Source organism: Mesorhizobium sp. M1E.F.Ca.ET.041.01.1.1 (assembly GCF_003997355.1).
Classification (GTDB): domain Bacteria; phylum Pseudomonadota; class Alphaproteobacteria; order Rhizobiales; family Rhizobiaceae; genus Mesorhizobium.
The window spans coordinates 1-11,833 of record NZ_RZSL01000152.1 but is presented as its reverse complement, the minus strand read 5'-3'; the positions used below and the strand labels follow the sequence as shown (position 1 = coordinate 11,833).

The following is an 11,833-nucleotide window of genomic DNA, read 5'->3' as shown; positions in this document are numbered from 1 at the left end:
GTCATGCGCCAGCGTGCCATCGTAGTCGGTGGCCAATGCCATGAAATACATCGGGTGGTCCTCCCCGCTGGCGTCGCTCGGTCCCTCTGGAACGAACAACGCCTGTCGGCGGAAAAGGTTTAGGTCGACCCCCCTTGCTTCGCAACGACCGGGCGTTCCGCCCAGGTGACGACGACATACAGCGCCCCATGTGCGACTGGTGCGAGGAAGCCCACGGCAAGCCCCTTCGTCATTGCTAGTCATCAAGCCCTTCTTGGTCGATGGAACCCGGTCTGGACCATTACGTTCGATCTGATTGTTGTCGCTCGAATTCATTGAAGCTGCTTTTACGAAGCACTCACGCCGGAGTGAGAGGTCCATTGATGTATGTTTTCGTGGAGGTCCTGACCGTCATCCTCGTGGCGAGCGCGATGGCCATGGCGCTCGCCCACGCGCTGGAGCTGCCGGGCAAAATGCGGCTCTCCAGGCAAGAGTATTTTGTTGTCCAGCGGATCTACTATCCGGGCTTCACGATCGGAGGCGGCATCGCCGAGGTCGGCGGGATCGTCGCGACGTTTGCGTTGATGCTGACGTCGAGCGGCTCTGTCGAGCTCTGGCTGATTGCCTGCGCGTTGACCGGGCTCCTGATTATGCAGCTTGTCTTCTGGTTCATGACCCAGCCGATCAACAAGCACTGGCTGCAAGAGGTGGAATTGACTGCGCCGGCGAAGCGTTTCTTCGCAACCCAGGGCAGCGACGGGGACGCACTTGTGCGACGCAAGAGTGGACGGCGTTTCGTAACCGGTGGGAACTCTCGCACGTTCTCCGCGCGGTGTTGGCGATGCTGAGCCTGATCCTCCTGACCACGGCAATTGCCATCCAAGGCGGCTGATGTCCGGCCGGGTTTCTAATCGACTCGCTGGAGCTTCAGGGCAGGGTAGGGCTGATCGTCCGGTCGCGGTCGGTCGTCCCTAACGGCGCAGGGAGACCGGCGATGCCGGAACGGAAGCGCGCATCGAGGCTTTTGTCGCGATGTCCTCAAGGATCGCGACTTGTGGAACGAGTCGTGACAGACCTTTTTCGGGAGCCGGAAGACGCAACTCCGCTGAAGCCGGAGGAGCGCAAAGGGCTCCTAGGACAGGGCAGTTCTCGGTCGGCCCGATGTTGATGGCCGCGTTGCGAACAAATGGCGTAACGGCAAAGATGACGGGATAGAATGTGGACGCCTCGCACCGTGGCCCTTGCAGCTCAGCTTGGTGGCCAGGAAGATCGAAGGGTCCACCTCGCTTGGAGGCAGCTCCGCCGTCAGGCAATATCCACCAGAGCCATTGCGAGAGCGCCCGGGAGCAGAGAAGGCGAGCTACAAGGTCGCCCTACCTTAAACGGCAATATTCTGTTCGATCGACATGCCATCACCAGGTCGATGAAAATCGCAATCTCTCGACATATGCGGATTGGCTCAAGGGCGCCGTACAAAATGCGGACTACAAGCGAACGATCGGACCTGGTTGAAAATTTGACCCTAAGGTAATACCTTCTGTAAATCTGGTATTACGGAAGGCGACCATGACCACTACAGTCACAGTCAAGGGACAGGTGACCATCCCGAAGCCGGTCCGCGATCTCCTCGGCATCGGTCCGGGCAGCAAGGTTGATTTCCGCCGCGCTGCCGATGGTAGCGTGGTGCTTGCACGCGCCGACAAGGAGCCGCCGGCGAGCCGCTTCGCGAAATTGCGTGGTCATGCCGGCAAGGGGCTCGGTACCGACGCGATCATGGCACTGACGCGTGGCGAAGTGTGACACTGGTCGACACCAACGTTCTGCTCGACCTTGTCACCGATGATCCGAATTGGGCGGATTGGTCGATCGCTCAGCTGGAGGCGGCGAGCCTCAATGGACCTCTGCTGACCAACGATGCTGTCTATGCCGAGCTTGCCGTTCGATATGAACGCATCGAGGATCTCGAGGCGTTTGTAGTTGAGGCGGGGCTGGAGATCGCCCCGACACCGCGAGACGCCCTGTTTCTCGCTGGAAAGGTCTTTACGCAGTATCGCAAGTCGAGCGGATCACGCACCGGCGTGTTACCCGACTTCTTCATTGGAGCCCATGCCGCCGTCAACGGGCTGCCGTTGCTCACCCGCGACGTCGGCCGCTACCGCACCTATTTTCCATCATTGAAACTGATCACCCCGAACAGCTGAGCGATCCGTCCGGACACACAGTCTTGTGGTCAGGCAGGGGAGGGAGGAAGCCTTTTGTTCCTACAGTCCGCTCGCCTTGGCCAGGTTGACTCGGAACCGATCGCGCCGGCGCTGACATTTTCGCGTCATTTCGGCGGAGGCGTGGCCGAGCTGCTTTTGCACATAGCGCTCGTCGACCTCGGCCGAAGAGGCGAGGCCTGCAGTGAATGGCCGGCAAACATTTGGCCGCGTTCGCCTTCCGACAGGTCGCCGCCGGCGCCAGCGGTGACTGCTGCACGCTTGATCAGCCGGGCCACCTCCTGTTCGTTCAATCGCTCGGCGCCGACAGCCTTGCCTTGCCCAATCACCCGCAGGAACAACGGGCCATTGGCCAACCCGAGCCAACTTCAGCCAGGTTGTCGGGTGCCACGACCGGGGAGGTGGCGTCGGAGGAGCGTCGGCCGATCTCGACCTCGCCGCCCGCGGCAAGCCCCCTCCATCATTGCTAGTCGCCAAATGCACCTACAAAGCTGGATCAGACACCGCGCCGATCTCAACGAAGCCGAGCAGGAGAATATCATCAAGGGCGCGGCCTGGGCGCGCGGCGGACGGGTCAGGCCGGGCGCCCTGCCGAACATCGGCTTCGTGCTGGCGTGCACAAGCGGATGTTCGGCGAGGTGTGGAGATGGGCCGGGAACCTTTCGCCGGACGGCGCCGAATAGGTATCGTCGCCTAATGAAGGCCGGCTAGCTCTGCATAGTTTAAGGCGCTCATGGCCAATGCCGGTGCGTCTATGGTCGAGGGCCAGAGGCGCCGTGGCTTCCGCCGGGCGTCATTTGCCGTCATAGGGACGGGAAAGCCGGACGCCTGGTCCGCCGCCATTTTCTGGGATAAATTCGACGCCAGCTGTTTCAAGCGCGCGACGAAGAGCTTCGACAGTAACTTGGTTTGCCCGTAAGGGCCCTGCGAGCGGCTCCAAGCGCTTGATTGTTGCCGTCGAAACTTTTGATGCTGCCGCTAGCTTCTTCTGATCCCATTGCAGCAGAGCCCGTGCCGCCCTCAGCTGCTCACTTGTTATCATTAAATATGATCCTATTGGCATCATATGATGCCTAAGGTATTGAAAATACCCTTGGCATCATTTAAGACTTTTGGGTGCAAAGCGGCCGAACAGGGTGGTGCAACACCCTATTCGACCTCGCCACAACCAAGCTGTTGAGGAGCTCGGATCATGGGTGATTCCGACAATACCACGACTCGGCCTCTCGTCACTCGGAGGAGGGTACTTGCGGGAACGGCAATTGCAATTGTTGGATCAAAGCGAAATGCGTTTGCCCGCAATGATTTGGAAGCAGACCAATCCGCGGATCCCGCGGTGGCAGTGTGGCGCAAATAGCAGGCGGCCCACGAGCACACTGAACGGCTGTGCCGTCAGCAGCAGCGCCTCGAGCGGATACTCGCCGAAACCGTTGGCTTTCCTTGCGCAACCATTATGCTGCGCGAGGGGGAGAGCTTGACGCTGCATTCACTTAGAGCGCTTCGCGAAGTGCTCGATCATCGTCCAGAAGATACGGCAACGCGCGCGCGGGGTGAAGCAGACTTCGCGGCTCATCAGGCGCGCTGGGATGCTGCCGATAGGGAAATTGGCTATTCGGCAACGTTGCGGGCCGAGCGCGAGGCTGCCGACCGAGCGGAGGACCTGCTTGAGCTATTGTCCGAAACGCCCTCTGCTTCCCTTGCCGGCGTGGTAGTCAAGCTTGATGCGGTGCTTAAGGTAGGGGAGGGTTCGGGGGACGATGCCGAGTTTCCCCGGCCGCAGATACGCTCGGCACTTGATGACGTTATCCGCATTGGCCGGGGACTCGTTCCTGAACAGAAGTTGGGGCTAAAATTGATTGCACAAAGTATCGAAAAATGATATCAGCATCCCGCCTGCACGCCCGTGACTTCATTTCCCGCTCCGCCGCTAGCGGGCGCTATCACTTCAGCTCGTCCGACGCCCAGGACGCGCTTGGCGTATCGGCGGCTGCGACGAAGCTGGCCCTGCATCGCCTGAGTAAACAGGGCCTGATCGCATCGCCGGCACGGGGTTTCTACGTCATAGTGCCCCCGGAATACCAGTCTCTCGGCAGCCTGCCCGCCGAGCAGTTCATTCCGGCCCTGATGAAACGGCTGGGCCAGCCCACCTATGCGGGCCTGCTGTCCGCCGCCCAGTTCCACGGCGCGGCCCATCATCGTCCCCAGGAATTTCAGGTGATGGTGGCCAAGGCGCGCCGTCCTCTCGTTTGCGGCGTGGTGCGCGTGGGATTCGTCGTCCGCAAAAAAATCGCGTCTGTGGCCACCCAGAGCTTCAACACGCCGCGCGGCACTGTCCTTGTCTCAACCCCCGAGGCCACGGCGATCGACCTCGTCGGCTATCATGACCATGTCGGCGGCCTTGATCAGGTCGCGACGATCCTGGGAGAACTCGTCGACAGCATCGATCCTGAAAAACTGGTTGCCGCGGCCGAAACCGCTCCCGTGCCGTGGGCGCAGAGGCTTGGCTACCTGATGGATCGGGCCGGTGCGGACGACCGGACGGGACCGCTCAAAACCTATGTGCGCAAGCACGCGCGCAGCACGGCTGTCCTGTTGCCGGCCGCCTCGCAACAAGACGCCGTTCGTGATGACGGCTGGCGGCTTTCCATCAATGTCACTGTGGAGTCCGAGCTATGATCCCGCGCGACTACATCACTGAATGGCGCGCGCAGGCGCCGTGGGTTCAGGACATCCAGGTCGAGCAAGACCTCGTCATCAGCCGAGCGCTGGTGGAGATATTCTCCAACCCGGTGCTGGCCGACGCCCTGGCATTTCGTGGCGGGACGGCGCTCTACAAGCTCTATCTCAAGCCAGCCGCCCGCTATTCCGAGGATATCGACCTCGTGCAGATGCGCGCGGAGCCCGCCGGAGCCGTAATGGACGCCTTACGGTCGGCGCTCGATTGCAAGATCGGCATGGATTGCAATCATCTCGACCATGTGCCTGCGTAGGACTGCAAGATGCTCTTCGTTCATCGGTTTCATGACGGTGAGGCTTTCCTCGACCAGCTGCTGCCAAATAGCTTATATCCTGTTCGTCTCGTCACAGTAACCGACAAGGCCGATGCGCTGGGCATTGCCCATTTCGAGAGGAAACGCGCGCTGGCGGGACGTCCTTTGGCTGGCCGTTTCTCCAGATATTGCTAAAATAAGGCCGCTGCCGAACGGAAGGGATATCCCGATGAGCAGACATATCTTTGCCGTGCTGACCAATCCAGTGGAGGGACGCGAGGCAGAGTTCAATGCTCGCCCTTACCCTCTGACCTGACGAGCTCGATGCAATCGCGTTGCGGCGCTGCGTCTTACCCGCATCTAACTCCGGGAAGCTTTAGCGGTAACGGATTGCCTCGCCAAAGGCATGTTGACATAAAGATGTCTTTATGTGACTACTGGCTGAACAGTCGTTACAAGGACAAAGAATGTCGCAAAGTCCGTTCTCACTGGACGATCTGTTTGGTCCGGCCGGCGAGAAGCGAGACGGGTCGGAAATCCTGGCTACGCTTCAAGCTACTGCGCGCGAACGCATCCTGATCCTTGACGGTGCCATGGGCACCCAGATCCAGGGTCTTGGTTTCGACGAGGACCATTTCCGCGGCGACAGGTTCGTCGGTTGCGCCTGTCACCAGAAGGGCAACAACGATCTTTTGATCCTGAGCCAGCCCAAGGCGATCGAGGACATTCATTATCAGTACGCTATTGCCGGCGCGGACATCATCGAGACCAACACCTTCTCATCAACCTCCATAGCGCAGGCCGATTACGGCATGGAGAATGCCGTCTACGACCTCAATCGCGACGGCGCTCGGCTTGTCCGCCGTGCTTTGATCCGGGCACAACAGGAAGACGGCAAGCGGCGGTTTGTCGCCGGCGCTCTCGGGCCGACCAACCGCACCGCCTCGATGTCGCCGGATGTCAACAATCCCGGTTACCGCGCCGTGACTTTCGACAAATTGCGCTATGCCTATGGCGAGCAGCTGCGCGGGCTGCTCGATGGCGGCGCCGACATCATCCTGATCGAGACCATCTTCGACACGCTGAACGCCAAGGCGGCGATCTTCGCCTGCAACGAGATCTTTGTCGAAAAGGGCATTCATCTGCCGGTCATGATCTCCGGCACGATCACCGACCTGTCCGGCCGCACGCTCTCCGGCCAGACGCCGACGGCGCTCTGGCATTCGGTCCGTCACGCCAGCCCGTTCACGATCGGCCTCAATTGCGCGCTCGGCGCCAACGCCATGCGCGCGCATCTGGATGAGCTTTCGGGCGTAGCCGGCACCTTTGTCTGCGCCTATCCGAATGCCGGCCTGCCTAATGAATTCGGCCGGTATGACGAGAGCCCGGAATTCATGGCTGAACAGATCGAGGGTTTTGCGCGCGACGGATTGGTCAATGTCGTCGGCGGCTGCTGCGGCTCGACGCCGGACCATATCCGCGCCATCGCGGCGGCGGTGAAGAAATATCCGCCGCGCGCCATCCCGAAGATCGAGCCGAAGATGCGCCTGTCGGGCCTCGAGCCGTTCACGCTGACCGACGAGATTCCGTTCGTCAATGTCGGCGAGCGCACCAATGTCACGGGCTCCGCCAGGTTCAGGAAGCTGATCACGGCGGGCGACTATGTCGCCGCGCTCGATGTCGCGCGCGACCAGGTCGCCAACGGCGCCCAGATCATCGACATCAACATGGACGAGGGCCTGATCGATTCGAAGAAGGCGATGGTCGAATATCTCAACCTGATCGCGGCCGAGCCGGACATTGCCCGCGTTCCCGTGATGATCGACAGTTCCAAGTGGGAAGTCATCGAGGCCGGCCTGAAATGCGTCCAGGGCAAGCCGCTGGTCAACTCCATCTCCATGAAGGAAGGCGAGAAAGCGTTCCTGCATCATGCCAGGCTGGTGCGCGCCTATGGCGCTGCGGTGGTCGTCATGGCCTTCGACGAGGACGGCCAGGCCGACACCAGGGCGCGCAAGGTCGAGATCTGCACCCGCGCCTACAAGCTCCTGACTGAACAGGCAGGCTTCCCGTCCGAGGATATCGTCTTCGATCCGAACGTGTTCGCCATCGCCACCGGCATCGATGAACACAACAATTACGGTGTCGATTTCATCGACGCTGCGCGCGAGATCACCGCGACGCTTCCTCATGTCCATATTTCGGGCGGCGTGTCGAACCTCTCCTTTTCGTTCCGCGGCAACGAACCGGTGCGCGAGGCCATGCATGCCGTGTTCCTCTACCACGCCATCCAGGCGGGCATGGACATGGGCATCGTCAATGCCGGGCAGCTTGCCGTCTACGACACCATCGACCCGGAACTGCGCGAAGCCTGCGAGGATGTTGTCAACAACCGTGAGCCAAAGGGCGGCGGCACGGCGACCGAGCGCATGCTGGAACTCGCCGGACGCTTCAAGGGCACGGCGGGCAAGGAGGCGCAGGAACGCGTTCTCGCCTGGCGCGACTGGCCGGTCGAGCAGCGCATTTCGCACGCGCTGGTCAATGGCATCACCGAATTCATCGACGCGGACACGGACGACGCGCGGCGCGCCGCCGAGCGGCCGCTGCATGTCATCGAAGGCCCGCTGATGGCGGGCATGAATGTCGTCGGCGACCTGTTCGGCGCCGGCAAGATGTTCCTGCCGCAAGTGGTGAAGTCGGCCCGCGTGATGAAGCAGGCGGTGGCCGGCCTGCTGCCGCACATGGAGGCGGAGAAGCTGGCGAACGCCGCCAGCGGGATCGACAATGGCGAGCGCCAGACCGCCGGCAAGATCCTGATGGCGACGGTAAAGGGCGATGTCCACGACATCGGCAAGAACATCGTCGGCGTAGTCCTTGCCTGCAACAATTATGAGATCATCGATCTTGGCGTCATGGTGCCTGCGGCGAAGATCCTGCAGACGGCGCGTGAGCTAAAGGTCGACGTCATCGGCCTGTCCGGCCTGATCACGCCCTCGCTCGACGAGATGGCGCATATGGCGGCCGAGATGGAACGTGAAGGCTTCGACATTCCGCTGCTGATCGGCGGTGCGACGACCAGCCGCGTGCATACGGCGGTCAAGATCCATCCGCGCTATGCGAAAGGCCAGACGGTGTATGTCGCCGACGCCAGCCGCGCCGTCGGCGTGGTGTCGGCACTGCTGTCGAACGAGGCCAAGGCCGGCTATGTCGAGAACGTTCGCGCGGAGTACAAGAAGGTTGCCGACGCGCATGCGCGCAGCGAAGCCGACAAGCAGCGGCTGCCGCTCGCCAGGGCGCGGGCCAATGCCCACAAGGTCGACTGGACGGGCTACGAGCCGCCAAAACCGTCCTTCCTTGGCCTAAAGGTCTTCGAAGGCTGGGATCTGGCCGAGCTTGCCCGCTATATCGACTGGACGCCATTCTTCCAAACCTGGGAGTTGAAGGGCCGCTATCCCAAAATCCTCGACGACGAGGACCAGGGGCCGGCGGCACGCCAGCTCTTCGAGGACGCCCAGGCGATGCTGGCGAAGATCATCGCGGAAAAATGGTTTGCGCCCAAGGGCGTGATCGGCTTCTGGCCGGCCAATACCGCCGGCGACGATATCAGACTGTTCACGGATGAGGCCCGCTCGCACGAACTGGCGACATTCTTCACGCTGCGCCAGCAGCTGGCCAAGCGCGACGGCAAGGCCAATGTCGCATTGTCGGATTTCGTGGCGCCTGTGGACAGCGGCAAGGCCGACTATGTGGGCGGCTTCATAGTCACCGCGGGCATCGAGGAAGTGGCGATCGCCGAGCGCTTCGTGCGGGCCAACGACGACTATTCCTCGATCATGGTCAAGGCGCTGGCCGACCGTTTCGCCGAAGCCTTCGCAGAGCGCATGCACGAGAAGGTGCGCAAGGAGTTCTGGGGTTACGCGCCCGATGAGAACCTGGCCCCGGACGACCTGATCGGCGAACCCTATCGCGGCATCCGCCCGGCACCTGGCTATCCGGCGCAACCCGACCATACGGAAAAGGCGACGCTGTTTCGTCTGCTCGACGGCGAACGCAATGCGGCCGTCAGCCTGACCGAAAGCTTCGCCATGTGGCCCGGCTCCTCCGTCTCCGGCATCTACCTGTCGCATCCCGAAAGCTATTATTTCGGCGTCGCTAAGGTCGAGCGCGATCAGGTCGAGGACTATGCGCGGCGCAAGGCCATGCCGCTGGCGGAGGTCGAGCGCTGGCTTGGGCCGATCCTCAACTATGTGCCGGCGCGCTACGCCGAAGCGGCGGAGTAAGTCCCTATTACCGCCAGTCGTCCTTGCCCCTGACCGATCTCGCATTCCTGTGGACCGGTTTGGGCGATCGATGATTTGATCAGGGTGCTTAAGGTGCACGTTCGTCTCGCGGATGGGATAATTGGGAAGTCGGTGCCGGCGCTGCCCCCGCTACGGCAGCGGCGCTTTTCGTCTCCACAAGGACCACTGGGCCAAGGCCTGGGAAGCTGCCGAGATGGCGGAACTGTTTTTGATTACCCCTATCTCGATTTCCACTATTTTGGGGCGCTCGAGAATTAAGTTTGGCACTTCTATCTAACGAGTGCCAACCGGGCTATATATGGGCGTGGCCGCTATGCCGGCCTCAGAAAGAAGCTTCCATGAAATTCCGGCCACTCCAAGACCGCGTCGTCATCAGGCGCGCGGAAAGTGACACCAAATCCAAGGGCCGCATCATTGTTCCCGACAATGCCAAGGAAAAGCCGCAGGAAGGCGAAGTCATCGCCGTCGGCCAGGGCGCACGCGACGAAGACGGCGCGCTGGTCGCGCTCAAGGCCAAGGCGAGCCACCTGATCCTGTTCGGCAAATACTCGGGCACCGAGGTCAAGATCGACGGCGATGACCTTCTGATCATGAAGAAAGCCGACATCATGGGCATCATCTTCAACAAGACCGTGGCTGCCAAGAGGGCCGCCTGACGTGCGCGCCGCGCGTATTCACCGGACGCGCATAGGACGCTCCCGATTCTGAGTCTCCGGGCGACGCCGTCGGCGTCTTGCCGTCCCAACCGAACTGGAAAAATCATGCCCCCCAAGGAAATCAAATTCTCCACCGATGCCCGCGACCGCATGCTGCGCGGCGTCGAGCTTCTCAACAACGCCGTCAAGGTGACACTAGGCCCCAAGGGCCGCAATGTCGTCATCGACAAGGCCTATGGCGCGCCACGCATCACCAAGGACGGCGTCGCCGTCGCCAAGGAAATCGAGCTTGCCGACAAGTTCGAGAACATGGGCGCGCAAATGGTGCGCGAAGTGGCCTCGAAGACCAACGACCTTGCCGGTGACGGCACAACCACCGCCACGGTGCTGGCCGCATCGATCCTGCGCGAAGGCGCCAAGCTCGTCGCCGCCGGCATGAACCCGATGGACCTGAAGCGTGGCATCGACCAGGCCGTTGCCGCGGTGGTCAAGGAAGTCCAGGCGCGGTCCAAGAAGGTCAAATCGGCCGGTGAGATCGCGCAGGTCGGCACCATCGCCGCCAATGGCGATGCCACCGTCGGCGACATGATCGCCAAGGCGATGGACAAGGTCGGCAACGACGGCGTCATCACCGTCGAGGAAGCAAAGACCGCCGAGACCGAACTCGACGTCGTCGAAGGCATGCAGTTCGACCGCGGCTATCTCTCGCCCTATTTCGTCACCAATGCCGAGAAGATGCGCGCCGAGCTGGAGGACGCCTACGTCCTCATCCATGAAAAGAAGCTCGGCAATCTGCAAACGCTGCTGCCGATCCTCGAAGCCGTGGTGCAAAGTGGCAAGCCATTGTTGATCATCGCCGAGGATGTCGAGGGCGAGGCGCTGGCGACGCTCGTCGTCAACAAGCTGCGCGGCGGCCTCAAGGTCGCGGCCGTCAAGGCGCCTGGCTTCGGCGATCGCCGCAAGGCGATGCTGGAAGACATCGCCGTGCTCACCGCCGGCCAGATGATTTCCGAGGATCTCGGCATCAAACTGGAGAACATTGCCATTGACATGCTCGGCCGCGCCAAGCGCGTGCTGATCGAGAAGGACACGACCACGATCATAGACGGCGCCGGCAACAAGGCGACCATTCAGGCGCGCATACAGCAGATCAAAAGTCAGATCGAGGAAACCACTTCCGACTACGACAAGGAAAAGCTGCAGGAGCGACTGGCGAAGCTCGCCGGCGGCGTTGCGGTCATTCGCGTCGGCGGCGCCACCGAGTCCGAAGTCAAGGAAAAGAAGGATCGCATCGACGACGCGCTGAATGCTACGCGTGCCGCTGTGGAAGAAGGCATCGTTGCAGGCGGTGGCGTGGCGCTCTTGCGCGCCAGATCGGCGCTTGCCGGCTTGAATGGCGCCAATGCCGATGTGACGGCGGGTATCTCGATCGTGCTGAGGGCGCTTGAGGCGCCGGTCCGCCAGATCGCAGAAAATGCAGGCGTCGAAGGTTCGATCGTCGTCGGCAAGCTCTCCAAGGGCAAGGACTACAATCAGGGCTTCGACGCCCAGAACGAGATTTATGTCGATATGATCAAGGCTGGCATCGTCGACCCGGCAAAGGTGGTGCGGACCGCACTCCAGGACGCCGGTTCGATCGCCGCCCTGTTGATCACCGCCGAGGCCATGATCACCGACGTTCCAGCCAAGGA

Annotated in this window: 9 protein-coding genes, 3 pseudogenes and 1 riboswitch; of the genes and pseudogenes, 10 read left to right on the top strand and 2 right to left on the bottom strand. The window is 61.5% G+C overall.

What is annotated here, in order from left to right; all coding sequences use genetic code 11:
* Nucleotides 1-362: 362 nt before the first annotated feature.
* From EOA38_RS14965 to EOA38_RS14950, 3 genes are all read left to right on the top strand, one after another.
* Nucleotides 363-827, top strand: a complete 465-nt coding sequence (locus EOA38_RS14965) for a DUF1772 domain-containing protein (RefSeq protein ID WP_245468469.1) — start codon at nt 363-365, stop codon at nt 825-827.
* Between the two features lie 718 nt (nt 828-1,545).
* Nucleotides 1,546-1,779, top strand: a complete 234-nt coding sequence (locus tag EOA38_RS14955; RefSeq protein ID WP_127299542.1) for an AbrB/MazE/SpoVT family DNA-binding domain-containing protein — start codon at nt 1,546-1,548, stop codon at nt 1,777-1,779.
* The gene (locus EOA38_RS14950) at nt 1,776-2,180 is read left to right on the top strand and encodes a type II toxin-antitoxin system VapC family toxin (RefSeq protein ID WP_127299541.1); all 405 of its coding nucleotides are present in this window, start codon (nt 1,776-1,778) and stop codon (nt 2,178-2,180) included. The genes EOA38_RS14955 and EOA38_RS14950 overlap by 4 nt, the downstream gene beginning before the upstream one ends.
* A gap of 60 nt (nt 2,181-2,240) precedes the next feature.
* Here EOA38_RS14950 and EOA38_RS14945 read toward each other — a convergent pair.
* Nucleotides 2,241-2,634 (bottom strand): annotated as a pseudogene (locus EOA38_RS14945) (integrase); the annotation flags it as partial.
* A 1,038-nt stretch (nt 2,635-3,672) separates the two neighbouring features.
* Between EOA38_RS14945 and EOA38_RS40345 the strand changes: the two are divergent.
* The 3 genes and pseudogenes from EOA38_RS40345 to EOA38_RS14925 all read left to right on the top strand — a co-directional run.
* Nucleotides 3,673-4,077: a hypothetical protein gene (locus EOA38_RS40345; protein WP_245480833.1), complete on the top strand. Its 405-nt coding sequence runs from the start codon at nt 3,673-3,675 to the stop codon at nt 4,075-4,077.
* Nucleotides 4,074-4,874 carry a type IV toxin-antitoxin system AbiEi family antitoxin gene (locus tag EOA38_RS14930; protein WP_127299540.1) on the top strand — a complete coding sequence of 267 codons (801 nt, stop codon included), beginning with the start codon at nt 4,074-4,076 and terminating at the stop codon, nt 4,872-4,874. Before EOA38_RS40345 ends, EOA38_RS14930 begins: the two co-directional genes overlap by 4 nt.
* Nucleotides 4,871-5,080 (top strand): annotated as a pseudogene (locus tag EOA38_RS14925) (nucleotidyl transferase AbiEii/AbiGii toxin family protein); the annotation flags it as partial. The gene EOA38_RS14930 and the pseudogene EOA38_RS14925, both read left to right, overlap by 4 nt.
* Before the next feature lie 54 nt (nt 5,081-5,134).
* Here the strand turns inward: EOA38_RS14925 and EOA38_RS40340 are convergent.
* Nucleotides 5,135-5,221 (bottom strand): annotated as a pseudogene (locus EOA38_RS40340) (protein-L-isoaspartate O-methyltransferase); the annotation flags it as partial.
* Here EOA38_RS40340 and EOA38_RS39190 point away from each other — a divergent pair.
* The 4 genes from EOA38_RS39190 to groL all read left to right on the top strand — a co-directional run.
* A complete protein-coding gene (locus EOA38_RS39190) occupies nt 5,198-5,383 on the top strand; it encodes a hypothetical protein (protein WP_189434680.1) in 186 nt (61 codons plus the stop codon). The pseudogene EOA38_RS40340 and the gene EOA38_RS39190 overlap by 24 nt on opposite strands.
* 272 nt (nt 5,384-5,655) lie before the next feature.
* Nucleotides 5,656-9,465: a methionine synthase gene (gene metH / locus EOA38_RS14915; protein WP_127299539.1), complete on the top strand. Its 3,810-nt coding sequence runs from the start codon at nt 5,656-5,658 to the stop codon at nt 9,463-9,465.
* Between the two features lie 74 nt (nt 9,466-9,539).
* A riboswitch (cobalamin riboswitch) is annotated at nt 9,540-9,826 on the top strand.
* Nucleotides 9,825-10,142, top strand: a complete 318-nt coding sequence (locus EOA38_RS14910) for a co-chaperone GroES (protein ID WP_127221460.1) — start codon at nt 9,825-9,827, stop codon at nt 10,140-10,142. Its footprint overlaps the riboswitch before it by 2 nt.
* Nucleotides 10,143-10,247: 105 nt before the next feature.
* The coding region (groL, locus tag EOA38_RS14905) for a chaperonin GroEL (protein WP_127299538.1) at nt 10,248-11,833 on the top strand (1,586 nt) is incomplete at its 3' end.

Excerpts from the sequence above, each read along its gene's own strand:
- EOA38_RS14965 (WP_245468469.1), top strand. The coding sequence starts at position 363 with ATGTATGTTTTCGTGGAGGTCCTGACCGTCATCCTCGTGGCGAGCGCG.
- EOA38_RS14955 (WP_127299542.1), top strand. The coding sequence starts at position 1,546 with ATGACCACTACAGTCACAGTCAAGGGACAGGTGACCATCCCGAAGCCG.
- EOA38_RS14930 (WP_127299540.1), top strand. The coding sequence starts at position 4,074 with ATGATATCAGCATCCCGCCTGCACGCCCGTGACTTCATTTCCCGCTCC.
- EOA38_RS39190 (WP_189434680.1), top strand. The coding sequence starts at position 5,198 with ATGCTCTTCGTTCATCGGTTTCATGACGGTGAGGCTTTCCTCGACCAG.
- metH (WP_127299539.1), top strand. The coding sequence starts at position 5,656 with ATGTCGCAAAGTCCGTTCTCACTGGACGATCTGTTTGGTCCGGCCGGC.
- EOA38_RS14910 (WP_127221460.1), top strand. The coding sequence starts at position 9,825 with ATGAAATTCCGGCCACTCCAAGACCGCGTCGTCATCAGGCGCGCGGAA.